At 75.2% G+C, this 24788-nt stretch carries 25 protein-coding genes and 1 pseudogene; 14 read left to right on the top strand and 12 right to left on the bottom strand.

The window, feature by feature from the left end:
• Positions 1-32: 32 nt before the first annotated feature.
• Both IE287_RS11100 and IE287_RS11105 read right to left on the bottom strand, forming a co-directional pair.
• Positions 33-539 (bottom strand): DoxX family membrane protein, encoded by a 507-nt coding sequence (locus tag IE287_RS11100; protein ID WP_189848793.1) that lies wholly within the window; start codon positions 537-539, stop codon positions 33-35.
• Positions 540-544: 5 nt separating this feature from the next.
• Positions 545-1207, bottom strand: coding sequence for a hydrolase (locus IE287_RS11105; RefSeq protein ID WP_189848794.1), 663 nt, complete (start codon positions 1205-1207; stop codon positions 545-547).
• Here IE287_RS11105 and IE287_RS39415 point away from each other — a divergent pair.
• A complete protein-coding gene (locus IE287_RS39415; RefSeq protein ID WP_373307832.1) occupies positions 1206-1748 on the top strand; it encodes a helix-turn-helix domain-containing protein in 543 nt (180 codons plus the stop codon). The two genes, IE287_RS11105 and IE287_RS39415, sit on opposite strands and share 2 nt — an antisense overlap.
• A 337-nt stretch (positions 1749-2085) precedes the next feature.
• On the opposite strand, the gene IE287_RS11115 is transcribed toward IE287_RS39415, so the two are convergent.
• Positions 2086-3051: a pirin family protein gene (locus IE287_RS11115; protein WP_189848796.1), complete on the bottom strand. Its 966-nt coding sequence runs from the start codon at positions 3049-3051 to the stop codon at positions 2086-2088.
• Positions 3052-3226: 175 nt separating this feature from the next.
• On the opposite strand from IE287_RS11115, the gene IE287_RS11120 reads away from it, so the two are divergent.
• The 4 genes and pseudogenes from IE287_RS11120 to IE287_RS39420 all read left to right on the top strand — a co-directional run.
• A complete protein-coding gene (locus IE287_RS11120; RefSeq protein ID WP_189848797.1) occupies positions 3227-3571 on the top strand; it encodes a tetratricopeptide repeat protein in 345 nt (114 codons plus the stop codon).
• Positions 3572-3622: 51 nt separating this feature from the next.
• Positions 3623-4036 (top strand): DUF6153 family protein, encoded by a 414-nt coding sequence (locus IE287_RS11125; protein ID WP_189848798.1) that lies wholly within the window; start codon positions 3623-3625, stop codon positions 4034-4036.
• 90 nt (positions 4037-4126) lie between these two features.
• Entirely contained in the window at positions 4127-4774 is a 648-nt protein-coding gene (locus tag IE287_RS11130) for a DUF305 domain-containing protein (RefSeq protein ID WP_189848799.1), read from the top strand.
• A gap of 609 nt (positions 4775-5383) precedes the next feature.
• A pseudogene (locus IE287_RS39420) lies at positions 5384-6139 on the top strand (F510_1955 family glycosylhydrolase); the annotation flags it as partial.
• Between the two features lie 172 nt (positions 6140-6311).
• Here the strand turns inward: IE287_RS39420 and IE287_RS11140 are convergent.
• Together IE287_RS11140 and IE287_RS11145 are read right to left on the bottom strand one after the other, a co-directional pair.
• Complete coding sequence (locus IE287_RS11140; RefSeq protein WP_189848800.1) at positions 6312-7982, bottom strand: amidohydrolase; 1671 nt, start codon at positions 7980-7982, stop codon at positions 6312-6314.
• A 108-nt stretch (positions 7983-8090) separates the two neighbouring features.
• Positions 8091-9470, bottom strand: coding sequence for a purine-cytosine permease family protein (locus IE287_RS11145; RefSeq protein ID WP_189848907.1), 1380 nt, complete (start codon positions 9468-9470; stop codon positions 8091-8093).
• 206 nt (positions 9471-9676) lie between these two features.
• Between IE287_RS11145 and IE287_RS11150 the strand changes: the two genes are divergently transcribed.
• A complete protein-coding gene (locus IE287_RS11150; RefSeq protein WP_189848801.1) occupies positions 9677-10282 on the top strand; it encodes a TetR/AcrR family transcriptional regulator in 606 nt (201 codons plus the stop codon).
• Positions 10283-10570: 288 nt separating this feature from the next.
• Here the strand turns inward: IE287_RS11150 and IE287_RS11155 are convergent, their stop codons facing one another.
• Complete coding sequence (locus IE287_RS11155; RefSeq protein ID WP_189848802.1) at positions 10571-12034, bottom strand: dihydrolipoyl dehydrogenase family protein; 1464 nt, start codon at positions 12032-12034, stop codon at positions 10571-10573.
• Positions 12035-12147: 113 nt separating this feature from the next.
• On the opposite strand from IE287_RS11155, the gene trxA reads away from it, so the two are divergent.
• Positions 12148-12516 carry a thioredoxin gene (gene trxA, locus IE287_RS11160; RefSeq protein WP_189848803.1) on the top strand — a complete coding sequence of 123 codons (369 nt, stop codon included), beginning with the start codon at positions 12148-12150 and terminating at the stop codon, positions 12514-12516.
• Between the two features lie 82 nt (positions 12517-12598).
• Here the strand turns inward: trxA and IE287_RS11165 are convergent, their stop codons facing one another.
• Positions 12599-12868: a hypothetical protein gene (locus tag IE287_RS11165; protein WP_189848804.1), complete on the bottom strand. Its 270-nt coding sequence runs from the start codon at positions 12866-12868 to the stop codon at positions 12599-12601.
• A gap of 65 nt (positions 12869-12933) precedes the next feature.
• Positions 12934-13980 (bottom strand): LacI family DNA-binding transcriptional regulator, encoded by a 1047-nt coding sequence (locus IE287_RS11170; RefSeq protein ID WP_189848805.1) that lies wholly within the window; start codon positions 13978-13980, stop codon positions 12934-12936.
• A 156-nt stretch (positions 13981-14136) separates the two neighbouring features.
• Here IE287_RS11170 and IE287_RS11175 point away from each other — a divergent pair, with 156 nt between their 5' ends.
• The 3 genes from IE287_RS11175 (at position 14137) to IE287_RS11185 (ending at position 17201) form a co-directional block, all read left to right on the top strand.
• Entirely contained in the window at positions 14137-15405 is a 1269-nt protein-coding gene (locus IE287_RS11175) for an MFS transporter (RefSeq protein WP_189848806.1), read from the top strand.
• A 79-nt stretch (positions 15406-15484) separates the two neighbouring features.
• Positions 15485-15688, top strand: a complete 204-nt coding sequence (locus IE287_RS11180) for an NfeD C-terminal domain-containing protein (RefSeq protein ID WP_189848908.1) — start codon at positions 15485-15487, stop codon at positions 15686-15688.
• A 94-nt stretch (positions 15689-15782) separates the two neighbouring features.
• Positions 15783-17201 (top strand): flotillin family protein, encoded by a 1419-nt coding sequence (locus IE287_RS11185; protein ID WP_189848807.1) that lies wholly within the window; start codon positions 15783-15785, stop codon positions 17199-17201.
• Positions 17202-17460: 259 nt separating this feature from the next.
• On the opposite strand, the gene IE287_RS11190 is transcribed toward IE287_RS11185, so the two are convergent.
• Positions 17461-17631, bottom strand: a complete 171-nt coding sequence (locus IE287_RS11190) for a hypothetical protein (RefSeq protein WP_189848808.1) — start codon at positions 17629-17631, stop codon at positions 17461-17463.
• A 77-nt stretch (positions 17632-17708) separates the two neighbouring features.
• A complete protein-coding gene (locus IE287_RS11195) occupies positions 17709-18551 on the bottom strand; it encodes a TIGR02452 family protein (RefSeq protein ID WP_189848809.1) in 843 nt (280 codons plus the stop codon).
• A gap of 222 nt (positions 18552-18773) precedes the next feature.
• Here IE287_RS11195 and egtA point away from each other — a divergent pair, with 222 nt between their 5' ends.
• From egtA to egtD, 4 genes are read left to right on the top strand one after another with little or no spacing between them, the layout of a single operon-like run.
• Positions 18774-20033, top strand: coding sequence for an ergothioneine biosynthesis glutamate--cysteine ligase EgtA (egtA, locus tag IE287_RS11200; protein WP_189848810.1), 1260 nt, complete (start codon positions 18774-18776; stop codon positions 20031-20033).
• Positions 20030-21364 (top strand): ergothioneine biosynthesis protein EgtB, encoded by a 1335-nt coding sequence (gene egtB, locus IE287_RS11205; RefSeq protein ID WP_189848811.1) that lies wholly within the window; start codon positions 20030-20032, stop codon positions 21362-21364. Before egtA ends, egtB begins: the two co-directional genes overlap by 4 nt.
• Entirely contained in the window at positions 21364-22116 is a 753-nt protein-coding gene (gene egtC / locus IE287_RS11210; protein WP_189848812.1) for an ergothioneine biosynthesis protein EgtC, read from the top strand. Before egtB ends, egtC begins: the two co-directional genes overlap by 1 nt.
• Positions 22113-23078: an L-histidine N(alpha)-methyltransferase gene (gene egtD, locus IE287_RS11215; RefSeq protein WP_189848813.1), complete on the top strand. Its 966-nt coding sequence runs from the start codon at positions 22113-22115 to the stop codon at positions 23076-23078. The genes egtC and egtD overlap by 4 nt, the downstream gene beginning before the upstream one ends.
• Here egtD and IE287_RS11220 read toward each other — a convergent pair.
• Positions 22973-23884, bottom strand: coding sequence for a lysophospholipid acyltransferase family protein (locus IE287_RS11220; RefSeq protein WP_189848814.1), 912 nt, complete (start codon positions 23882-23884; stop codon positions 22973-22975). The two genes, egtD and IE287_RS11220, sit on opposite strands and share 106 nt — an antisense overlap.
• Positions 23881-24732: a GNAT family N-acetyltransferase gene (locus IE287_RS11225; protein ID WP_189848815.1), complete on the bottom strand. Its 852-nt coding sequence runs from the start codon at positions 24730-24732 to the stop codon at positions 23881-23883. The genes IE287_RS11220 and IE287_RS11225 overlap by 4 nt, the downstream gene beginning before the upstream one ends.
• Between the last annotated feature and the right edge of the window lie 56 nt (positions 24733-24788).

Raw genomic sequence — 24788 nt, forward strand, 5'->3', positions numbered from 1 at the left:
GGACGGCCGGACCCGGTCCGCGCGGCGCGCGCTCAGCGCTCGGCGTTCGCCGGGGCGGGGAGCCGGTGCAGCGCGAGCCGGGTGAGGAGTCCGCTGCCGAGACCGGCCGCGAGCGCGAGGGCGGCCCACCACAGGGGGTACGGCGTGAGGCCGAGGGCCGCGTCGAGGGACCAGGCGCCGGGGCCGGTGGCGGCGAGGGCGGCGGCGGTGCCGATGAGGACGAGCGGGTACTCGTATCCGTCGTTCTGCACCCAGAGCCCGTGGCGCCATTTCACGGTGAGCGCGACCGTCATGACCCCGATGGTGCCGGTCACGGCAAGCGGGGTCAGAAGGCCGGCGGCGAGCAGCAGGCCCGAGCCGATCTGGCCTCCGCCCGCCGCGAGGGCGGTGAGGGCTCCGCCGCGGAACCCGTCGGCGCGGAACTCCTCGGTGCCGCCTTCCAGCCCCCTGCCGCCGAGATGCGAACTGACCTTCTGCACCCCGTGCCCGGCGACGAGCAGCCCCACCAGCAGACGCAGGATCAGAATGCCGGTGTCCACAGGGGTCAGCCGGCCGCGTGCGCGCCGATGACGCTCTGCGCGTACACGACACCCAGGCCGTACGCGCCCGCGTGGGCCTTGACGATCTCCATGACGTCGCCGTACGTCTCCTGACGCGCCCAGTCGCGCTGCAGCTCCAGGAGCACCTGCACCCAGGTCACCGGGACGGCGCCGGCGGCGATCATCCGCTGCAGGGCGTGCTCGTGGGCGGCCGGGCTGACGCCGCCGGAGGCGTCGGTCACGACGTACACCTCGTAGCCCTGCTCGAGCGCCGAGAGCGCGGGCAGCACCAGGCAGACCTCGGTCCACAGACCCGACAGGATGATCTTCTCGCGACCGGTCGCCTTGACCGCCGCGACGAGCGCCTCGTCCTCCCAGGCGTTCATGGTGGTGCGGTCGATGATCTCGTTCTTGGGGAACACCTCGGCGAGCTGCGGCAGCAGGGGGCCCGAGAAGGACTCGGCGGCGACCGTGGTCAGGACGGCCGGAACGTCGAACGCCTTGGCCGCCTTGGCAAGACCCACGGTGCTGTTGATGATCGCGGCACGGTCGCCGCTGCCCGTGCCGAAGAACATCTGCGGCTGGTGGTCCACGAAGAGCATGACCGAGTTGTCGGGCGTGAGCAGGTCCTTGCTCGGAGCGGCCTGCACCTTGTCGATGTCGAGCATGAGGGGTCCTTTCGAAGCAATCGGTAACGTGCCCACCACCTCCGCGGCTCGGCACTTCCTCAAGCTACGAGCGACCCGACCGACCGAGTTGACCTCCCGCGCCCAGGGGTTGGCACGACAGCGCACAACCGGTCAAGGACGAGAGACGTCGGGTCGGCTTCACGGCTGGGTGTGCTGCTCGGCAGCGTCGAACGCGGGCGCGAGCGGGGCCCGTGCCGGAGACACTGGCCGTCGACATCGCGACCGCCCTCGGCGCTCCACGTCCATCGCCGCGCTGTCACGGTTGGTGCGCCGCGAGCCGGGCGGCCGCGCAAAGCGGGGCGCGGACGCCGCGCGACTGCGTGAAACCGCCCTGGTCCGCCTCGAGCAAGGCAGCATGGCCAAGGCCGCCGAATCGCTGAGCTTGCACACGAGCACGGTGCTCCCTCGAATGCGGCAGGTCGAGGGAGTGCTGCCGCAGCCGCTCGACGAACGGAGGATGGCTTGTGAGGTCGCTCTCCGAGCGGTGGCCACGCTCGGTGAACGGGCGCTTCCGGAGTGATCCCCGAACGGCCGCCACAGGAAAAGCGCGGCAGCCGTCGCTCCTCGGTCAGGAGGTGAGAGCTCCGCAAGCGGAGCCGGCAGGCACTCCGGCGGGCCGGCCCGCCGCCCCACCCTGCTCCGCACCGCCGAGGGACCTGATGCCCTGTCGACAAAGTCGGCGAAAGGTCGGCGTGCAGCCGACCAGACCCGCTCGCACACGAGCACGCCCTGGAAACACACCCGCCGACCGCGCGACCGTGGGACTGCGGTACGCCGCCTCCCACGGTCGCGCCGACAACCACAGGCAGGGCCGAACGTCACCCGTCCGCGCATCAGCTTGGAGGAAAATCCCCGGATCAGCGCACGCGACCCCGCGCCTTGAGCGGGGTCGGTGGGACCTCGGGGGCATCCAGCCGGCCCCCGTCGTAGCCCTTGACCTCGCCGAAGCGCTCGGACGTCATCCAGTCCTCCCGCGCCTCGCGGATCTCCTCGTCCGTGCGGCCCACGAAGTTCCACCACATGACGATCTCCTCCTCGAAGGGTTCGCCGCCGAGGAGCATCAGGCCCGCGTCGGAGGCGGCGCGGAGCGGGAGGGCCGTGCGGCCGCAGCCGAGGTAGAGCATGGAGCCGGGCAGGACGGGGACGCCGTCGACGTGGGCCTCGCCGGACATGGCGAGGACGGCGTACTCGAAGTCCGGGTCGAGCGGGAGCTCGGCCTCCGTCCCGGCGGCGAGCGCGAGGTCGGCGCCGACGATCGGCGTGTACGCGGTGCCCGGCGAGGTCGCGCCGTCGAGGGAGCCGAGGACGACCGTGGCGGTGAGGCCGGGCGCGGTGACGGTGGGCAGGTCGGTGTGGTGCTGGAAGTGCGGCTCCACGTGCCGGTGCGCGTCGGGCAGGGCGACCCACAGCTGGGCGCCGTGCAGGAGGCGGGCGTGCGGGCGCGGGCTCTCCTCGGAGTGCGAGATCGCCCGGCCGGAGGTCATCAGGCCCAGCTCGCGCGGGCGGATCGTCTGGAGGCTGCCGGTCGAGTCGCGGTGCAGGACCTCGCCCTCGTGCAGCCAGCTGACCGTCTGGAGGCCCATGTGGGGGTGGGGCGGGACCTGCATGCCGGGTTCGTCGGCGATGTCGTCGGGGCCGTAGTGGTCGACGAAGGCCCACGCGCCGACCATCCGCCGGCCGAGGTTCGGCAGCAGGCGCCGCACCTCCGTGGACTCGCCGAGCCGGACGTGACGGGGGCTGAGGAGTTCGCGTACGGGCTCGGCGACGACGAAGCCGCGGCCGCCGCACACCGCGAGTTCGGCCTGGCGGTCGAGATTGCTCATCGGGATCGACACCTCTCCAGTGGGGGGAGATCGGGAGACAAGGGGTGGATCGGGAATTCAGGGGGTGGATCGGGAGACCGAACGAGTGGTGGAATGTTCAACTACTCGTCGGCGTTGACGAGGGCGGACCACCTCACAGGGTGGCAGATCGGGCCCCTCGGAACAGGGAGAGCAAGTGAGCGACACGTACTACGAGTTCGGAACGGCCGCCGACCGCTGGAGCCGCGCGCAGCTGTTCTTCGACGCGAAGGAGTACCGGACCGCCATCCGCATCCTGCGCGGCCTCGTCGCCGAGCACCCGGACCAGACGGCCCAGCGGCTCCTGCTCGCCCGCGCCTACTACCACTCCGCCCAGCTGAAGCCGGCCGAGACCGAGCTGCTCGCCGTCCTGGAGCGCGACCCGGTGGAGCACTACGCCCGGCTGATGCTCGGCCGCACGCTGGAGCGGCAGGGCCGCGCCGCCGAGGCCGCGCCGCACCTGCGGCTGGCCGCGGCGATGAGCGGCGAACTGCCCTCCTGACGCGGAACCGATACCCCGGCACGGTATGGTCGGGACCAGGAGGTCCCGATCATGCCCACACCCCGGCCGCGCCACGGCGAACGAGCGGGAGGTGCCCTCGCGCACCTCCTGCTCGTCGTCGTGCTCGCGCTCGGAGTGGTGATGATGCACTCCACGGGCCACCCCGAGGCGCCCTCCGCCGGCCCGGTCGCGACCGCGGCGGCGCACGCCGCGGGCCCCGCCGCCGGCCACGGCGCGGAGCAGCGTTCCGAGGAGGGACACGCGCCCGGCTCGGGGATGGACATGACCACGCTCTGCGTGGCCGTCCTCGCCGGCTGGCTGCTCGCCGGACTGGTCCGGGCCGCGCTCGGCCGCCGCCCCGACTGGCTCGTCCTCCTCCTCGCCCGGCTCGCGCCCGCGCTCGCGCCGCACGCGCCGCCGCGCCGCCCTCCCGACCTCGCCCGGCTGTCCGTCCTGCGGATCTAGGCCGTACCACCCGCCGCGGGCCGCTCCACGCCGCCCGCGCGCCCTTCGGCACGAGCCCATGACCGTACGTACAGCACACGAGGTATCACCATGCGTACTTTCCGGAAGCGCACCACCCGCACCCTCGGCCTGACCGGCGCCGTCGCCGCGGCCGCCCTGCTCCTCGCCGCCTGTGGCGACGACGGCGCCATGAGCGGGATGGACCACGGCGGCACGACCGCCCCGGCCACCGCCACGGCCACCCCCGGCGCCGACGGCTCCGCCGCGCCCGCCGCCCCGGCCTCCGGGGCCTTCAACGACGCGGACGTGATGTTCGCGCAGATGATGATCCCCCACCACCAGCAGGCCCTGGAGATGGCGAAGCTCGCCGACGGACGCGCCCGGGACGCCGGCGTCAAGAAGATCGCCACCGCCGTCGAGCAGGCCCAGGACCCCGAGATCCGCACGATGCGGGCGTGGCTGAAGGGCTGGGGCGCGCCCGAGTCCGCCGGGACGGGCCACTCGATGGCCGGGATGATGTCCGGGCAGGACATGGAGGACCTCGCCGCCGCCCGGGGCGAGGACTTCGACCGCACCTTCGCCGAGCTGATGATCGCCCACCACGAGGGCGCGGTGACGATGGCGGAGGAGGAGCGGAAGAACGGCGCCCACCAGGAGGCGAAGGCGCTGGCCGCCGAGGTCGTCCGGGCCCAGACCGCCGAGATCACGGAGCTGCGGAAGATCCTCGCCCGCCTCTGACCCCATCGGCCCGGACGGGCTCGGACCGGACGCGGACGGGCATGCACGGGCCCGCACGGGCTCGGGCCGGCTCGGACGGACTCGGGCCGAGCCCGTCCGCCTCGCACCGGCTCGGACCGGGCTCGCACCGGGCCCGGACCGGCCCGTCCGCCCGCCCGCGCCGCGTCGGGACGCGGTGTCGCCCGCCGGCCTGTACCGCGCCGGATCGCGCCCGCCCGGTCGGCGCGCGGATCCCGGCGCGCAGAGCCGGGGCCGTCGCGCCGGGCCGGGCCCTCGCGAGCCCTGACGGACCGTCCGGACCCCGAGCGAAATCGCCCTGGGGCTCGCCGGGGCGACCGCGTTCGGGCGAACCGACCGGGGACGGCCCGGTCCGCGCGCCGGAACGGGCCGCCCCCCTCGGGGCGCCCGACCCGGCCGAACCGCCACGGGTCCCGCCCGACACGGTCCCGCCCGACACGGTCCCGCCCTGCGCGGTCCCTCCGGGCGGACGGGACCCGGTCCGTGCGCCGTCCTGCGGCTCCCCCTTCCCGTCTCCCCCCTTCCCGTCTCCCCCCTTCCCGTCTCCCCCTCTTCCCCCCTTCCGGCTCCCTCCCGGTGAACGAGAGAACCATGCCCAAGACCCGCCTCCCCCGGGCCGCCGCAGTCTCCACCGCGGCCGTCCTCGCCCTCGCCCTCGCCCTGACCGCCTGCTCGCGGAAGACCGGCGAGGCCGGCGCGACAGCGGCCTCCGCCCTCTCCCACGTCCACGGACTCGGCCTCCACGAGGAGATCCTGTACGTCGCCACCCATCAGGGGATCCACTCCCCCGGCGCCGACGGCGCGCCCGTCCTCGTCGGCGACCGGCGCGACGACTTCATGGGCTTCGCCGTCGCCGCCGACGGCACCTTCCTGGCCGGCGGCCATCCCGCCCCCGGCGGCGGCGGACCCGCCGACCTCGGTCTGATCTCCTCCGCCGACGCGGGCCGCAGCTGGACGGAGGAGTCCCTCGGCGGCGAGGTCGACTTCCACGCGCTCGACACGGCGCCCGGCGGCCCCGTCTACGGCTACGACAGCGCGAACGGCCGGCTGCGGGTCACCCGCGACCGGGCCGTCTGGGAGGACCGGGCCGCGCTCCGCGCCCTCGACATCGCCGTCTCGCCCGCGGCACCGGACACCGTGCTCGCCACCACCGGGAGCGGCGTCGCCCGCAGCACCGACGGCGGCAGGACCTTCGCGCCCGGGGCCGGACCGGTCCTCTCGTACGTCTCCTGGGGCGCGGCCGACGCGCTGTACGGCGTGGCGCCGGACGGGGTGCTCTTCCGTTCCGGCGACGGAGCCGCCTCCTGGACCCGGATCGGCCCGGTGCCCGGCGGCGGCCCGCAGGCGCTGACCGCCGTCGACGCGCGCCGGCTGCTCGTGGCGACCGGGGACGGGGTGTACGAATCGCGGGACGCGGGCCGCACCTTCGAGCGGCGGATGGCGGTGACGTCCGGGGAGGACGGGCACGGAGAGGCGTCCGCCCCGCACCGCTCACACCGGGAGGCCCGCTCCGCACGGCTCACACCGCGGCGGTCTCCGCCACCACCTCGCCGCCGACGACGACCGTCTCGGCCACCGTGCCCGGGATCTCCTCCGGCGCGATCCGCAGGATGTCCCGGGAGAGGACCACGAAGTCGGCGAGCTTGCCGACGGTGAGCGAACCCCGCTCGCGCTCCAGGAAGTTGGCGTAGGCGGAGCCCATCGTGTAGCCCTCGACGGCCTCGGTGACGGTGAGGGTCTGCCCCTCCGTCCAGGGCTCGCCGCCGGCGAGCGGCCGGCGGGTGACGGCGGCGTGGATGCCGACCATGGGGTCCATCTCGGCGACGTTCCAGTCGCTGGAGAGGGCGAGGACGGCGCCGGCCCCGCGCAGGTCGCGCAGCGGCCAGGCCTTGTGCCAGCGCTCGGGGCCGACGTTCTCGGCCCAGTCCCGGCCGGGGCCCGCGATGTCGGGGGCGGCGTGCCTCGGCTGCATGCAGGCGACGACGCCGAGCGCGGCGAAGCGCGGCGTGTCGGCGGGGTCCAGGCACTCGACGTGGACGACCTGGTGGCGGGCGTCGCGCGGGCCGTTGACGGCGCGGGCGTGGGCGACGGCGTCGAGGACGGTCCGGATGCCCCGGTCTCCGGTGGCGTGCACGAAGCACTGGAAGCCGCGCGCGTCGAGGCGGGCGAGCAGGCCGGCGAACTCCTCGGGCGGGTAGAAGGTGTCGCCCCGGTGGTGGGCGCAGCCCGCGTACGGTTCCAGGAGGGCGGCGGTGCGCGGTTCGACGACGTCGTCGATGTACAGCTTCAGGGGGCCGACCCGGAACCGCTCGTCGGCGTGTTCCCGGGCCGCCGCCTCGAAGGCGTCGAGGTCGGCGTCGGTGGTGCCGCGCGGGTGGAAGAGGGCGGCGACGATCCGGGAGCGGAGCCGCCCCTCCTCCCGGGCGCGCGTGAAGAGGGCGAGGTCGTCGAGGGAGTTCTGGGGTTCGACGACGGTGGTGATGCCGAAGCCGATCGCGTCGTCGAGGCTCTTGGCGAGGCGTCCGTACTGGCGGTCGGGCGAGGCCCAGGGGACGCCGAGCTCGCGCAGCGCGCGGTGGCCGTCGCGGGAGAGGCCCTTGACGGCGAAGTCCTTGACGAATCCGGTGGGTTCGCCGGTGGCGGGGTCGGTGACGGCGGTGCCGAAGGGGAGGTCGGTGTGGTCGCGGTCGACGCCGAGGGCGCGCAGGGCGGCGGTGTTGAGCCAGGCGGTGTGGACGTCGTAGCTGAGGACGAGGGCCGGGGTGGTGCCGGTGGCGGGGTCGAGGTCGGCGGCGGTGGGCATCCGGCCGCCGGGGATCGCGGAGTAGTCGAAGGCCTCGGCCTCGATCCAGGCGGCGTCGGGGTGGGCGGTGTGCCAGGCCCGCACGCGCGCGTGGATCTCGTCGAGGGTGCGGGCGCCCGCGAGCTGCACGCAGGCGTCGTCGGAGCCGAGCCGGACGTGGTTGTGGGCGTCGACGAAGCCGGGCAGGACGAGCCGGCCGCCGGCGTCGAGGACCCGGGTGCCGGGCCCGGTCCAGGCGGCGGCGTCCGCGTCGGCGCCGAGCCAGACGATCCGTCCGTCGCGCACGGCCATCGCCTCCGCCTCCGGGAGCGCGGGGTCGACGGTGTGGATGCGGGCGCCGGTGAGGAGGAGGTCGGCGGGGGCGGACGCGGAGGTGGTGCCGTTCATGCGGGGTGCGTTCCTTGTCGTACGGGAGGGGCCGGGGGACGGCGGAGGAGCCGGGGGCCGGGGGACGGCGGAGGGGCCGGGGGCCGGCGGGGGTGACGGCGGTCGCGGTCAGGCGGCCGGGTGGGGGGCGGCGGTGCGGCGGGCCAGGAGGACGTACACGAGCGCGGCGACGGGGGCGCCGAGGAGCGTGAGGTCGGCGCCGCCGAGGGGGGCGACGAGGGGGCCGGTCCAGAGGGTGGAGTCGCAGGTCAGGGCGGAGAAGAGGCCGCCGGTGAGGAGGGCGGCGGCGCCGGCGGGGTGCCAGCCCGCGCGGTACCAGTAGGCGCCGCCGGGGCCGGTGCGGTGGAGCGCTTCGGAGTCGTACCGGCAGCGGCGCAGGACCATGTCGGCGAGGAAGACGCCGCCCCAGGGGGCGAAGACGATGATCAGGAGGGAGAGGAAGGAGAGGAGCGAGGTGGTGAAGTCGGTGAGGAAGAGGGCGCCGACGGAGCCCGCGGCGGTGACGGAGGCGCTGACGGCGAGGGCGCGGGCGCGGTTCCAGGGGATGCCGAGGACCTGGAGGTTGAGGCCGGAGGAGTAGAGGGTGATGACGGAGTTGGTGACGGAGCCGCCGAGGACGAGGGCGAGGAAGACCGGCCGGAACCAGCCGGGCAGCAGGCCCTCGGCGCCCGCCACCGCGTCGGTCATGTCCGTCCGCGTGGCGGCGGCGACGCCCGCGACGCCGAGGGCGACCGAGGAGAGGAAGCCGCCGAGGGCGCCGCTGACGGTGACCGCTCGCAGGCTGGTGGTGCGGGGCAGGTAGCGGGTGTAGTCGGCGGGCATCGGGAGGTACGAGAACGGGCCGGCCAGCATCACCACGAAGGCCAGGCTCCAGCCGGCGGCGCCGGGGCCCGTGGCGGGCGCGGCGGTGTCGGCGCCGGGCACCAGGAGGACGACGAGGACGCCGAAGCCGACGGCGAGGACGTACGCCATCCAGCGCTCGGCGAACTGGACGGTGGCGTGGCCCCAGAAGGAGATCGCGAAGGTCAGCGCCAGGGTGACGGCGAGGGCCAGGGCGCGGGGCAGCGGGCCGCCGGACCAGCCGAGGGAGGCGAGGAAGGCCTCCAGGGCGAGGGTGCCGACGACGGTGTTCACGACGGTGTAGCCGATGCTGACGATCCAGTTGAGCGCGCCGGCGGGGCGGTTGCCGCGCGGGCCGAAGGCGGCGCGGGAGAGGACGAGGGTGGCGGTGCCGGTGCGGACGCCGCCGAGGCCCGCGGCGCCGATGACGAGGAAGGAGAGGCCGCCGATCACCACGACGGCGGTGGCCTGCCAGAAGGAGAGGCCGAAGGCGACGGCGAGGGCGCCGTTGATGACGTAGGTGAAGGTGAGGTTCGAGCCGAACCAGACCCAGAAGACGTCCTTGGCGCTGCCGTGGCGCTCCGCGTCGGGGATGGGGTCGATGCCGTGCTCCTCGACCCGGAAGACCTCGTCCCGGGTGGTGGTCATCGGCGCCGCCGTCTCGTGGTCGAGCACATCACGCTCCTCTGCTCGCAGGCCCGGTCCCGCGCCTGGATCTTGAATGTCGTTCTAAGTTCTTGAATGGCATTCAAGATGAGTGAAAGGTTCCGGCCACGTCAAGACCCCGGCGCAGATCCGGTTAGGGTCGAGGGCGTACGAGGACGGGCAGCAGCGAGGAACGGGGTGCGGCGACGGTGGCAGGGGCGGCACGGCGGCGCGACGGACACGTCACCCAGGAGCGGATGCTGGAGGAGGCCATGGCGGCGATCGCCGAGGACGGCCTCGCCTCCCTCACCATGTCGGCGCTGGCCGAGCGGCTCGGCACCAGCGGCGGGCACATCCTGTACTACTTCGGCTCCAAGGACCGGCTGCTGCTCGCCGCGCTGCGCTGGAGCGAGGCCGCGCTCGCCGAGGAGCGCCGGGAGCTGCTCGCCCGGCGGACCGCCGCCGAGCGGAAGCTCGACGACTTCCTGCGGCTCTACCTGCCGCGCGGCCCCCGCGATCCGCGCTGGACGCTCTGGATCGAGCTCTGGGCCAGGACCCCCGGCAACCCCGAACTCCGTTCGGCTCAGCAGGAGTTGGACGGCGACTGGCAGCGCGACCTGGAGTCGCTGCTCGCCGCCGGCGCGGCCCGCGGCCGCTTCGCGCCGCTCGACGCGCCGGCCCGGGCCTCCGAACTCCTCGCCCTCCTGGACGGACTGAGCACCCGCGTCGTCCTCGGCCAGGACTCCGCGCCCGGCGCCCGCCCCGCCCTGGCCGCCGCCCGGGCCGCGGCGGCCCTGCTCGTCCCCCGGGCATGAGGGAGCCTCCTCCCCTACCGCTCCCGGACGCGAGGGCCCCCCTCCGTACCGCTCCCGGGGGCGAGATCGCCTCCCGTACCGCTCCCGGAGGCGAGGTCGCCCTCCGCGCCGTGCCCCGACGGGACGACGGTCCCGGACGGGGACTACGGTCCCGGACGGGGACGACGGTCCCGGACGGGCGGGCCTCACGCCACGGAACCGTCCGGGAACCGGCCGGGAGGCATCCGGGAACCGGCCGGGAGGCGGCCCGCGAGCGCCTCGGGGCCGGCTCGGGGGTGCCCCCGGGACTCACACGGTGCCGGCGCCGTCCCGGTACGCCTCCAGGAGCCGCAGCCACACCTCGCCGAGCGTCGGGTACGAGGGCACCGCGTGCCACAGGCGGGAGACGGGGACCTCGGCGGTGACGGCGACGGTGGCGGCGTGCAGGAGCTCGCCGACGGCCGGGCCGACGAAGGTGGCGCCGAGGAGGACCTCGCGTTCGAGGTCCACGACCATCCGGGCCCGGCCGCGGTAGCCGTGGGCGTAGAGGCCCGCTCCGGCGACCGAGCTCATCTCGACGTCGACCGCGCGGACCCGGTGCCCGGCGCGCTCGGCCTCGGCGAGGCTCAGCCCGACGGCGGCGGCCTCCGGGTCGCAGAAGACCACCTGGGGGACGGCCGCGTGGTCGGCGGTGGCCGCGTGCGAGCCCCAGGGCGCGGCGTCCTCAAGGGCGTCGCCCGCCGCCCGGGCGGCGATCGCGGCGCCCGCGATCCGCGCCTGGTACTTGCCCTGGTGGGTCAGGAGGGCCCGGTGGTTGACGTCGCCGACGGCGTAGAGCCAGTCGCTTCCGGTGACGCGGAGGCTGTCGTCGACGTCGAGCCAGGAACCGGGTTCGAGGCCGACGGTCTCCAGGCCGACGTCCTCGGTGCGCGGGGCGCGGCCGGTCGCGAAGAGGACCTCGTCGCCCTCGACCGTGTCGCCGCCCTCCAGGACCACGGTGACGGGTCCGCTGCCGCCGTCCCGGACGACGGCCTCCACGGAGGCGCCGGTGAGCACGTCGGCTCCGCGCGCCCGCAGGGCCTCGGCCACGCGCTCGCCGACGAAGGGCTCCATGCGGGGGAGCAGTCCGTCGCCCCGGACGAGGAGGGTGACGTGGGAGCCGAGGGCGTGCCACGCGGTGGCCATCTCGACGCCGACGACGCCCCCGCCGACGACGATCAGGCGGCCGGGCACCCGGTCGGAGCTGGTCGCCTCGCGGCTGGTCCAGGGCCGGGCGCCGGCGAGGCCGGGCAGCGGGGGCAGGACCGCCCGGCTGCCGGTACAGACGGCCACCGCGTGGCGGGCGGTCAGCGCGTGCCGGTCGCCCTCGGGGCCTTCGACGGTGACCCGGCGGGGCCCGGACAGCCGCCCGTGCCCCCGGTAGACCCGTACGCCGATGGAATCCAGCCAGTCGACCTGTCCGTCGTCCTTCCAGTGCCCGACGGTCTCGTCCCGGTGCGCGAAGACGTCCAGCGCGTCGAGCGGGCCGTGGACCGCCCCGCGCAGTCCCGGGACCTTGCGCGCGTCGGAGCGGGCGAGGACCGGGCGGAGCAGGGCCTTGCTCGGCATGCAGGCCCAGTAGGAACACTCCCCGCCGAGCAGTTCGGCCTCCACGATCGCCGCGGTCAGGCCGGCCGCCCGGACCCGGTCGACGACGTTCTCGCCGACCGGTCCGGCCCCCAGGACCACCACGTCGTACTCGTGCTCGTGCTCGTTCTCCACCGTTCGCGTCATGGGGAACAGTCTGGCGGGTGGGGGCCGGAATAGCGCGGCCCGATAGGCCGTTGTGCGGGGCGAGTCCCCAGGGGACCGTGAGGACACCACCGGAGACGGGAAAGGCGGAAGGCATGAGCACCATCGAGCTCACCAAGGACAACTTCGACGAGGTCGTGAGCGGGAACGACTTCGTCCTGATCGACTTCTGGGCTTCGTGGTGCGGCCCGTGCCGCCAGTTCGGTCCGGTCTACGAGGCCGCCTCCGAGCGCCACCAGGACCTGGTCTTCGCCAAGGTCGACACCGAGGCGCAGCAGGAGCTGGCCGCCGCCTTCGAGATCCGCTCCATCCCGACCCTGATGATCGTCCGGGAGAACGTGGCCGTCTTCGCGCAGCCGGGCGCGCTGCCGGAGGCCGCGCTGGAGGACGTCATCGGGCAGGCCCGGAAGCTCGACATGGACGAGGTCCGCAAGGCGGTCGCCGCGCAGCAGCAGGGCGAGTGACCGCAGGGCCCGGCATCCGGTGGGAGCCCCCGTTCCGGCGGGGGCTCCGCCGTGTCCGGGCACCCGCGCGCCCGCCGGGCGGTCACGCGGCGGGGGCCTCCCTGACCAGGGCGACCAGGCCGTAGTCGAGCTCCCGCCCGTCGACGAGCAGGGCCTCCACCGTGCGCGTGGCCGGGTCGACGTCGGCGACGATCCCGTGCCCCTCGTAGAGGGGGTAGCCGGACTCGCCGTACCGTCCGGTCAGCTCCACGACGGCCGTCCGCACCGCGCTGTCCTCGACGGCGGCCCCGCCCCGGTCCTCGACGTGCGCGGGCACCAGCAGGATCTCGTAACGCTTCGGATGAGTGCTCATGCCACGACGCTAAGCGCTTCCCGCTCCCCGCGCCGCCCGCCGGAGGGCCGCGCGGGTCGCGTGCGTCAGCTGGACTCCCGGCGGATCACCCGGGAGCCGGAGAGCAGGCGGCGGGTCGCCCCGCCGGCGGTTCCGTCGATCGCGCGGTCGACCAGTTCGGCGAGCTCGTGGCCCCCGATCATGTCGATGCGCACGGTGCTCAGGCGCGGACGCAGGAGACGGCCGAGGAGGAGGTCGTCGGCGCCGACGACGGCGGTCTCCCCCGGCACGTCGGTGCCGGCGTCCTGGAGGGCGCGCATGAGGAGCATGGCGTACTCGTCGTTGTAGGCGAAGACGCCGTCGAGGGCGAGCCCGGGCCACCGCGCGGCCAGCTCCTCCGCGGACTCCTCGGTGTACGCGAGGGGCAGGGGCACCACGGTCGCCCCTGCGGCCCCGGCGGCACGGCGGGCGCCTTCCAGACGCGGTCCGGAGAACATGCCGAGACCCGGCTCCTCCGGCACCACCACGCCGATCCGGCGCCTGCCGGTCGCGATCAGGTGCTCGACGGCGGCCGCGCCGACCCCCGGCTGGTCGAGGACGAGGGAGTGGGTGCCGTCCGCGTCCCGGGTGCCGATGGTGATGACCGCCTTGACGCCGGAGCGCCGGAGGATCTCGACGGCCTCGGGCGTCACCTCCACCTCGCCGGTCGAGACGACGGCGGCGGGGCGCAGCTCGGCCCAGGCGCGGGCGGCGGCCTCGGGGGCGAGGCCGACGCTGCCGTACTGGACGACGGTGTAGTCGAGGCGGCGCAGGGCCCACTGGAGGTCGTTGAAGAAGCGGCTGTACAGCGGGCCGATGGGCACGTGGGCCGCGGGCAGGAGGACCATCCGGCTGTGGCCCGCGCGCAGGGTGCGGGCGGCCGCGTGGGGGACGTACCCGAGCTCGCGGGCGGCCTCGCGGACCCGCTCGCGGGTCGGTTCGCTGATGCGGACCGCGGAGGTGTTGTTCAGGACGTAGCTGACGGTGGCCCGGGAGACGCCCGCGAGGCGCGCCACGTCGGCGCTGGTCGGCACGGCACGGGCGGGGGTGCGGCCCGGGGTGCCGTCGGCGGGCTGTTCGATCGACTGACTCATCGCCTCGGCATCTTTCCAGAACAATCCGGCACCGGATCTAGCGGATGGCCGGAAGCGGGTGCTACACAATGCTGACACGCGTCACTGACACGTGTCACTACCCCAAAATCATCCGCTTTCCGCCCCCTCATCGGGCGTTCTCCTCTGGAGGGCAACGTGGCCCTTTCCTCCCCCGGAGCCGGAGCCGGCACGGGCTCCGCCCCCGCCGCCGGCCCCGACTCCCCCGCCGCCCCCCGCCCCACCCGTGGGCTGCTGCCGCTGCTGCTCCTCGGCAACAGCGCGATGTACGCGCTCTACGTCGGCGTGGCGGGCATGCTGCTCGCCCTTCAGATCGAGGCGATCGACCCGGCCTCGAAGGTGGCGAACTTCGGGCTCGTCGCCGGCATATCCGCGATCTTCGCGACGGTCTTCAACCCGGTCGCGGGGGCGCTCTCCGACCGCTCCGGACGCCGGAACCCGTGGATCCTGGGCGGCGGCCTCCTCGCGGTGCCGGTGATGCTGCTGCTCGGCAGCGTGCACACGATCCTGCTGGTCACCCTCGCGTGGTGCCTCGGGCAGGCGGTGATGAACGTCTACCAGGCGGCGATCACCTCGGTGGTGCCCGACCGGGTCCCGACCGCCTCGCGCGGCAAGGCGTCCGCGGCGGTCGGCCTCGGCCTGCCGATCGGCTCCACCGTCGGCGCCCTGGTCGGCGCGGCCTTCTCCGAGGACTACCGGACCGGTTACCTCGTCTTCGGCGCGATCATCGCGGTGACCTCCGTCGTCTTCACCTCGCTCGCCCGCGAGGAGCGGATGCCGGCCCGGCCCCCGCTGCCGGTCAAGGCCCGGATCGCGGCCTTCGGCAGCGCGCTCGGGGACCACGACTTCCGCTGGGCCTTCATCGGGCGGGCCCTGCTCGTCCTCGGCTACTTCGCGGTCTCCGGCTTCCAGCTCTACATCCTCAAGGACCACACCGACCTGCCGGCCGGCCTGTCCGCCGAGGAGGCCGTCGCCCTCCTGATGCCGCTCAACTCCGTGGCGATGGTGGTCTCCACGGTCCTCGGCGGCTGGCTGTCCGACCGCTTCGACCGGCGCAAGCTGTTCGTCGGCGCGTCGGCGGCGCTGGCCGCCGTCGCCCTCCTGATCCCGGCGGTCTCCAGCAGCTGGACGGCGATGCTCGCCTTCTCCGTCGTCAACGGCCTCGGTTTCGGCTGCTACATGGCGGTCGACACCGCCCTGGTGACGATGGTCCTGCCCGCGGCGGAGGACGCGGCCCGCGACATGGGCGTGCTGAACATCGCCAACGCCGGCCCGCAGATCGTGGCGCCGTTCGTCGCCTCCGCCGTGGTGTCGATCGGCGGCGGATACACGCCCCTGTTCCTCGTCGCGGCCGTCCTGTCGGTCCTGGGCGCCCTCGCGGTGCGCCCGATCCGCTCCGTCCGCTGACCGCGGGACCGTCCGAACCCCTCCGGAGCAGCGGGTTCTGACGTACCGTTCACCCATGGACGAGTCGATGGACAGCTCGATGGTGGGACTGCTCGGCCGGGTGACCGGGACCATCGGACCCGGGCTCGTCGGCGAGGTGATCCTGCGGATCCGCGGCGGGGCCGAGCACTTCCTCGCCTACGCCGCCTCCCCCAAGCAGCGGATCGAGATCGGCGCGCTCGTCACCGTCATGGAACACCTCCCTCCGCGCACCGTCTACGTCACAGCCGTGTACGACGTCTGACACGACCTCCGGCACACCCGTTGAGCCGCGTCCGCCGCGGGCGCACACTCCCCTCACCGGATCCGCACGGCTCCGGTGAAGGGGGACCCATCCCATGGGCATCGGCATTGTGGCGGGCGCCGTCGGCGCCTCGCTCGTCGTCCTGATCGTCCTGTTCAAGATGATGTGGCGCGTCGCGGAGCCCAACGAGGCGCTCATCATCTCCGGTTCCAACCACAAGAACGAGGGCCTCGGCGACGGCATGGGGTTCCGCATCGTCACCGGGCGCGGCACCCTCGTGGTGCCCGGCGTCCAGGCGGTGCGCAAGCTCTCGCTGGACCTCAACGAGACCCAGCTGTCCGTCGAGTGCGTCACCCACCAGGGCATTCCGCTCAAGGTCCGGGGTGTGGTGATCTTCAAGGTGGGCGACGACTTCGTGTCGATCGCCAACGCGGCCCGCCGCTTCCTCGACCAGCAGAAGCTGATGAGCGAGCGGGTCCACATCGTCTTCGCCGGCCATCTCCGCGCCATCGTCGGCGGACTGACCGTCGAGGACATGATCCGCGACCGGGAGAAGCTGACCGGGCAGGCCCGCTCGGCCTGCGGCACCGAGATGGAGAAGCTCGGCCTGATCGTCGACTCGCTCCAGATCCACGAGATCGAGGACCCGACCGGCTACATCAAGAACCTCGCCGCCCCGCACGCCGCCGCCGTCCAGCGCGATGCCCGCATCGCCCAGGCGGAGGCCAACCGGCGGGCGACCGAGGCCGAGCAGCAGGCGGCGGCCCGGATGTCGGAGGCGACCCGCGACAGCGAGATCCTCCAGGCCGGATACCAGGCCGAACGCGACCAGGCCAGCGCCCGCGCCCGGCAGGCCGGCCCGCTCGCCGACGCCGCCTCCCGCCAGGAGGTCGTCGTCCAGGAGACCCGGGTCGCGGAGCTGGAGGGCCTCCGCAAGGAGCAGCAGCTCCAGGCGGAGGTCCGCAAGCCCGCCGACGCCATGGCGTACGAGACCCGGACGCTCGCCGAGGCCGAGCGCGACGCCCGGATCTCGGCCGCCCAGGCCAAGGCGCGGGAGACCGAGCTGGCCAGCGCGGCGACGGCGACGGCGACCCGGGTCACCGGTGAGGCCGAGGCCGCGGCGGCGCACGCCAAGGGGCTCGCGGTGGCCGAGGCGACCCGCGCCAAGGGCCTGGCCGAGGCGGAGGCCATCAAGGCGAGGGCGGCGGCCCTCGCGGAGAACCAGGAGGCCGTGGTCGCGCAGCAGCTGGCCGAGAGGTGGCCGGAGATCGTCGAGGCCGGCGCCTCCGCCTTCGGGAACGTCGACCAGATGGTCCTGCTCAACGGCGCCGACGGCATGGCGGAGATGTTCGCCAAGGCCCTGACCATGGGCGGGACGGGGCTCGGCCTCGCCCGTCAGCTGCTGGCCACGATGGGCCCGAACGGCGCCGAGCGGCCGGCCGCCGCCGTGCCGGCCGCGCGGGGCGGCGAGGAGGTGACGACGGTGGAGATCACCGTCGGCGACGACGCGTGACCCGACCGCGGGGCACACGGGCCGGGCCCGGCACCTTCACGGTGCCGGGCCCGGCCCTTCTCCGACTCCCCGGTTCCCCGTCTCCCCGGTACCCGCCCGGCCCGCCCGTCCCGGTCGCGGAGGGCCGGGCTCGGCCGTTGCCGCTCGCGGCGGACCGGGGTCGGTCGTTGCCGGTCTGTCGCGGCAGGTCTGTCATGGCGGGTCTGTCGCGGCCGGTCTGTCGCGGCCGGTCGGTCGTGGCGGGTCTGTGGTACGCCGGTCAGTTGTGGCCGAACTTCCGCTCTCTGCGGTGGGACGCCGTCTCGATGACGGACCTCGGCGACTCGGCGGCGGCCGCGCTCCCGCTCTTCTCCTTGGCGGACGCGGTCTCGCGCTGCTCGTGGCCGCCCGTGCGGGCGCCCTTGTTCACCCGGGTCTGTTTCTTGCCCACGATCCTGCCTCCCGTGCGACGGCTCTCGGACGCGCTTGCGTGTCCTCCCAGGCTCGCACGGGGGCATGAGGGCCGCATCACGGGACGGATCGGGCGGCGGGCTCCAGGACGCGGCGGAAGGCGGCGAGGGTCGGGGTGCCGGAGGCCCGGTCCAGCACGGCGAAGACGGTCTCGTCGAAGTGGCCGGCGAAGCGTCCGTCACCGGTCAGCAGCGCCCTGAAGGCACCGGCCACGTCCGCCGGGGCGTTCCGGAAGACCCCGCAGCCCCAGGCGCCGAGGACGATCCGGCGGTACCCGGCGGCCGCGGCCGTCTCCAGGACCCGCTCGGCACGGGAGGCGAGGACGGCGGGCAGCCGGTGGGCCCGCTCGGGCTCCCGGCGGTGGACGACGCCCGCGTTGGGCGCGGGCGAGGTCAGGAAGCCGACGGTGAAGGGGTCGGCGAGCAGGGCGCCCCGGTCGTCGCGGAAGACCGGCACCCGGGGCGAGTGGATCACCCGGTCGGTGTAGAAGGCGTCCCGCTCGCCGCGGTGGTGCGCGTAGAAGGCGGGGACGCGCAGCAGCGTGGCGTGCAGGGCGGAGGAGCGGCACAGCGCCTCCTCCTGGGCCTGGGCCCCGTTGAGGTAGCCGCCGCCGGGGTTGCGCGCGGAGGCGAAGTTCAGGACGGCGACCGGGGCGCCGGCGTCGGCGCCGGTCATCCGGCGGGCGGCCCGCAGGCTGCTCTCGCCGGTCACCTCGATCCGGCCGGCGCGGCCGGTGCCGGGGGTGACGGGGACGGGCTCGGGGCCGTACATCCGGGTTCCGGCCAGGGCGGCCGCGAGGTCCTCGCGGAGGGAGACGGTCCGCCCGTCGGGGGCGGTGTAGGAACCCGCGGCGACGATCGCCTCGGTCTGACGCGCGATCTCGCGCAGTCGTGCACTCATGTCCGCAGAATGATCGTTTCAGCCGTTCCGGGACAAGTGGATTTCCGTCGCTCCCGGTCGCTCCTGGTCCCTCCGGGCCCGAACGTCGCTTTACGGACGTTCGGGGGCACCGGGGGCGCGCGCCGGAGCGGCGAGGCGCTCTTGCACGCTGCCCGGCGGTGGCTTTAGGTGGAGACAGCGGCTTCCCGAACGGTTCCGCGACCAGCACCAGGAGGTGCACGGATGACGACCGGCGGCACCCCGCGCGGCGGCCCGCCCCTCACCGAGGAGGCGGCGGAGGACCTGTTGCGCTGCATCTGTTTCAAGACCGGCCCGCCCCGCACCGTCGGAGCGGAGCTGGAGTGGCTCGTCCACGATCTGCGCGACCCGCGCGAGCCGGTGCGTCCGGCCCGGCTGGCGGCCGCGCTCGACGCCGTGCGGTCCCTGCCGCTGGTGTCGGCGCTCACCTTCGAACCGGGCGGGCAGCTGGAGCTCAGCTCGCGTCCGGCCGGTTCCCTCATGGAGTGCCTGGACTCGCTCGCCTCGGACCTGACGGCGGTGCGCGGGGCGCTCGGCCCGCTCGGCCTGACGCTGAGCGGGTACGGGGTCGACCCCTGGCACGCGCCGCGCGACCGGGTGCTGCGCGAGCCCCGGTACGACGCGATGGAGACGGCGCTCGGCCGGACGGGCCCGGCGGGCCGGGCCATGATGTGCGAGTCGGCCTCGGTCCAGGTCTGCCTGGACGCCGGCCACGAGGAGCCGGGTCCGCTCGGCTACGCGCGCCGGTGGGAGCTGGCGCACCTGTTCGGCGCGGTGCTGGTGGCGGTCTTCGCCAACTCCCCGCAGCACGGCGGGCGGCGCACCGGCTGGCGCTCCACCCGGCAGGCGCTGTGGGCGGAGCTGGATCCGCTGCGGACGCTGGCGCCGCCGGCGGACGGGGAGCCGCGCGCGGAGTGGACCGCGCACGTCCTGGACACGCCGGTGCTGTGCGTGCGCGCGGAGGAGGGGCCGTGGCTGGTGCCGGAGGGGCTGACCTTCCGGGAGTGGCTGCGGACCGGACTGCCGCGGCCGGCCGACGCCGACGACCTGAGGTACCACATCACGACGCTCTTCCCTCCGGTGCGGCCGCGCGGCCATCTGGAGCTGCGGATGATCGACGCGCAGCCGGGCGCGGACGGCTGGATGGTGCCGGTGGCGCTGACGACGGCGGTCTTCGAGGACGCGGAGGCGGCCGAGACGGTCCACCGGGCGGTGCGGCCGCTGGCCGAGCTGTCCGGTCCCGATCCGGCGCCCCGCAACCCGCTGTGGCTGCGGGCGGCCCGGGACGGCCTCACCGATCCGGCGCTGCACGCGATCGCCGTGGAGGCCTTCGCGGCGGCCGGTCCGGCGCTGCGCCGGATCGGGGCGGGCGAGCGGGTGCGGCGGGCGGTGGACGTCTTCCGGGAGCGGTACGTGGACCCCGGGGGCTGTCCGGCCGACGAGCTCCAGGCGGTGACATCGTGACCGCCGCGCCCGGCGACCGCGCCACGGCGGATCCGGAGGCGCTGCGGGCCCGGGCCCTGGAGGCCCTGACGGCGGCCCGGACCCGCACCGGCCTCCTCACCGGCTGCGTCGAGGACGGCGAACTCGTCGCCCAGCACTCGCCGTTGATGTCACCGCTGGTCTGGGACCTGGCGCACATCGGGAACCAGGAGGAGCAGTGGCTGTGGCGGGAGGTGGCGGGCCGGGAGGCGCTGCGGCCCGAGATCGACCCGCTGTACGACGCCTTCGCCCACCCGCGCGCCGACCGCCCCTCCCTGCCCCTGCTGTCGCCCGCCGAGGCCCGGGCGTACGCCGCCGACGTGCGGACCCGGGTGCTGGACGTGCTCGCCGGGACGCGCATGGGGGGACGGCCGCTGCTCGACGCGGGCTTCGCCTTCGGGATGATCGCCCAGCACGAACAGCAGCACGACGAGACGATGCTGATCACCCATCAGCTGCGGAAGGGGCCGGCGGCGCTGACCGCTCCCCCGCCGCCGGTCCATCCCTCCGGTCCGCTCCCGGCGGAGGTCCTCGTGCCCGGCGGGCCGTTCACCATGGGCACCTCGGACGAGCCGTGGGCGCTCGACAACGAACGCCCCGCGCACACCCGTGCCGTGCCCGCCTTCCACATCGACACCGTGCCGGTCACCAACGGCGCCTTCCTCGCCTTCATGGCGGACGGCGGCTACACCGAGCGGCGCTGGTGGCGCCCCGAGGGATGGGCGCAGATCCGCGAACACGGCATCGTGGCACCGCTGTTCTGGCGACAGGAGGCCGGACGGTGGCTGCGGCGCCGGTTCGGGGAGACCGAGCCGGTGCCGGAGGACGAGCCGGTCGTCCACGTGAGCTGGTACGAGGCGGACGCCTACGCGCGCTGGGCGGGCCGGCGGCTGCCGACGGAGGCGGAGTGGGAGAAGGCGGCCCGGCACGATCCGGTGACCGGCCGGTCCCGCCGCTACCCGTGGGGGGACGCCGACCCGGGCGCGGACCGGGCCAACCTCGGCCAGCGGCACCTGCGGCCCGCGCGCGCCGGGAGCTATCCGGCGGGCGCCTCGCCGCTCGGGGTGCGCCAGCTGATCGGCGACGTGTGGGAGTGGACGGCGAGCGACTTCACGGCGTACCCGGGGTTCCGCGCCTTCCCGTACAAGGAGTACTCGGAGGTGTTCTTCGGCTCCGACCACAAGGTGCTGCGGGGCGGTTCCTTCGCGGTGGACGCGGTGGCCTGCCGGGGCACCTTCCGCAACTGGGACTACCCGGTGCGGCGGCAGATCTTCGCGGGCTTCCGCACCGCCCGCTCCGCGGAGCTCGACTGATGTGCCGCCACCTCGCCTATCTGGGCGATCCGGTGGCCCTCGGCGAGCTGCTCGTGCGGCCGCCGCACGCGCTGCTGCGCCAGGCGTGGGCGCCGCGGACGCAGAGCAGCGGCGTGGTCAACGCGGACGGGTTCGGCGTCGGCTGGTACGCGGACGGGGACCCGGTCCCGGCCCGGTACCGGCGCACCGGTCCGATCTGGGGCGACCTGTCCTTCGCGGACCTGGCCCGGGTGGTGCGGAGCGGGGCGCTGCTCGGCGCGGTGCGGGGGGCGACGCTGCCGGGGGCGGACGGGGAGGCCGCCGCGGCGCCGTTCGGCTCCGGGCCGTGGCTCTTCAGCCACAACGGCGCCGTGCCGGGGTGGCCGGGGGCGCTGACGCCGCTGGCGGCGACGCTGCCGGCGGCCGAGCTGCTCGACCTGGAGGCGCGCACGGACTCGGCGCTGCTGTGGGCCCTGGTGCTGCACCGGCTGCGGGCCGGGCAGGGGCCGGGGGACGCGCTCGCGGGGACGGTGCTCGCCGCGGCCGAGGCCGCTCCGGAGGCGCGGCTCAATCTGCTGCTGACCGACGGCGGCCTCGTCGCGGCGACGGCGTGGGGGAACAGTCTGTGGTGCCTGTCGGGCCCCGGCCGGGTGGCCGTGGCCTCCGAACCCTACGACGACGATCCGCACTGGCGGGAGGTGCCCGAGCGGACGCTCGTCACCGCCTCCCGGGCGGAGGTCGTCCTCACCCCGCTCGAGGAGTCGTCCGCGTGAGCACGTTCCAGCTGACCCGCACCCTCGCCCCGGACGCGGCCGCCGCCGACCTGCGCGCCGACGTCCTGCAGGGGCTGACCCGCTCCCCCAAGGAGCTGCCGCCGAAGTGGTTCTACGACGCGCGCGGCAGCGAGCTGTTCGACGAGATCACCCGGCTGCCCGAGTACTACCCGACGCGGGCGGAGCGGGAGATCCTGATCGCGCGGGCGCCGGAGGTCGCGGCGGCGACGGGGGCGCGGACGCTGGTGGAGCTGGGGTCGGGGTCGTCGGAGAAGACCCGGTTCCTGATCGACGCCCTGCTGCCGGGGCTGGCGGCGTACGTGCCGGTGGACGTCAGCGAGTCGGCGCTGACGGGGGCGGCGGAGGCGCTGCTCGCCGACCGTCCGGAACTGCGGGTGCACGCGCTGGTCGCCGACTTCACCCGGGGGATCGCGCTGCCGGACACCCCGGGGCCGCGGCTCGTCGCCTTCCTGGGCGGGACGATCGGGAACCTCCTGCCGGAGGAGCGGCGGGCGTTCCTGGGCTCGGTGCGGGCGATGACGGCGCCCGGTGACGCCTTCCTGCTCGGCACCGACCTGGTGAAGGACGAGTCGACCCTGGTGGCCGCGTACGACGACGCGGCCGGGGTGACGGCGGAGTTCAACAAGAACGTGCTGGCCGTGATCGACCGGGAGCTGGGGGCGGACGCGGATCCGGCGGACTTCGACCACGTGGCCCGGTGGGACCGGGAGCGGGAGTGGATCGAGATGCGGCTGCGGGCCCGGCACGCGCTGACCGTGAAGATCCGCGATCTCGATCTGGTGGTGCCCTTCGAGGCGGGCGAGGAGCTGCGGACGGAGGTGTCGGCGAAGTTCCGTCAGGAGGGGGTGCGGGCGGAGCTGGCCGCGGCGGGGTTCGAGCTCGCCCGGTGGTGGACGGACGGCGGGGGCCGGTTCGCGCTGTCGCTGGCGACGGCCCGGTAGGCGGCCGCGGCGAGCCGCCGCCGGTCCGGATGGCGGACCACGGGTATCGGGTCCAGTATCCGGATCTCGGCGGCGAGGTCCGGGGTCCGCACGACCCGCCACAGCGACGCGCCCAGCGCGTCCTCCCCCACGTACGCCGCCGCTCCCTGCGGCCGGTAGCCGATCCGTACCGGCTGGACGTCGGCTCCGGTGTCCACGGCGGCCTGGAAGAGGGCCCGGCGGAACCGCCCGCCGGCCCTCCCGCACCAGGTGGAGCCCTCCGGGAAGGCGACCACCCGGCCGCCCGCGGCCAGCGCCCCGGCGGCCTCGCGCACGGTCCCGGGCAGCCGGCGCAGGCCGTCGCGGTCGATGAAGAGGGTGCCGCCGAGGGCGGCGAGCGGGCCGAGCACCGGCCAGCCGCGCACCTCCCGCTTCGCGACCATCCGGCCGGGCAGGACCGCGGCGACGACCGGGATGTCGAGCCAGGAGACGTGGTTGGCGACGACGAGCGCGGGCCCTCCGGCGGGCGGCCTGACCCCGGTGACGGCCAGCCGTACGCCGAAGGCCCGGACGACCGCCCGCGCCCAGAGGCGTACCAGCGCGAGCCTCCCGGCGGCCGGCAGCAGGGCCGCCGCCGGGAGCAGGGCCACCCCGAGGAGGACGGTCGCGAGCCCGGCGGCCAGCCGGGCGCAGGCCAGGGGCGGGGACACGGTCCGGGCGCCGGTCCCGGTGGCCGGCGCGGGGTCCGGGTGGGCGGCGCAGCGGCGGCCCGGGGTGCACGGTGCCGTGGGGAGCCACGGCGGCGGGGCCGGGACCGCGCGGTTCACGCGGCCGGGACGAGCGAGAGGAAGTGGCGCAGGTAGCGCGGGTGGGTCCGGCGGAGCGAGAGCAGCACGTAGAGGTCGGCGACGCCGAACTCGGGGTCGTGGGCGGGCGCGCCGCAGACCCAGGCGCCGAGCCGGATGTACCCCCGGAGCAGGGCGGGGAGCTCGGTGCGGCCCTCGGGGCGGCGGACGGCGTCGGCGTTCCACAGCTTGTGCGGGGTGACCCAGTACTCCTCGGGGGCGAGGTGCCTGGCCTTGACGGTGTCCCAGGTGGCGGCGGCGAGCGCGCCGCCGTCGGCGAGCGGGACGGAGCAGCAGCCGGCCAGCCACTCGTGGCCGGTGCGGGTCATGTAGCGGGCGAGGCCGGCCCAGATGAGGGCGATGACGGCGCCGTTGCGGTGGGCGGGGTGGACGCAGGAGCGGCCGACCTCGACGAGGTCGTGGCGGAGGGGGGCGAGCCGGGTGAGGTCGAACTCGGTCTCGGAGTAGAGGCGCCCGGCGGCGGCGGCCCGCTCGGGCGGCAGGATCCGGTAGGTGCCGACGACCTCGCCGGTGGTCTCCTCGCGGACCAGGAGGTGGTCGCAGTGGGCGTCGAAGGCGTCGGTGTCGAGGCCCGGCTCCGGTCCGTCGAGCCGGGCGCCCATCTCTCCGGCGAAGACCAGGTGGCGCAGGCGCTGGGCGGCGCGGACCTCGTCCCGGTCGCGGGCGAGCCCCACGACGTAGCGGGGCTCGGGTCCCGGACCGCGGTCCGGACCGGGCTGCGCGGGCAGACCCACGGCGGGCAGGATCCCGGCCGGCACGGGGACGGCCGGGGCGAGGGAGTCGGCGAGCGCGGGCGAGGGTGCGGGCATGGCGGTGTCCTCCGGCGTACGGAAGGTGAAGGGTCGGCACCGGTCCGCGAGCGGTG

The sequence above is a fragment of the Streptomyces omiyaensis genome (genome assembly GCF_014650895.1).
Classification (GTDB): domain Bacteria; phylum Actinomycetota; class Actinomycetes; order Streptomycetales; family Streptomycetaceae; genus Streptomyces; species Streptomyces omiyaensis.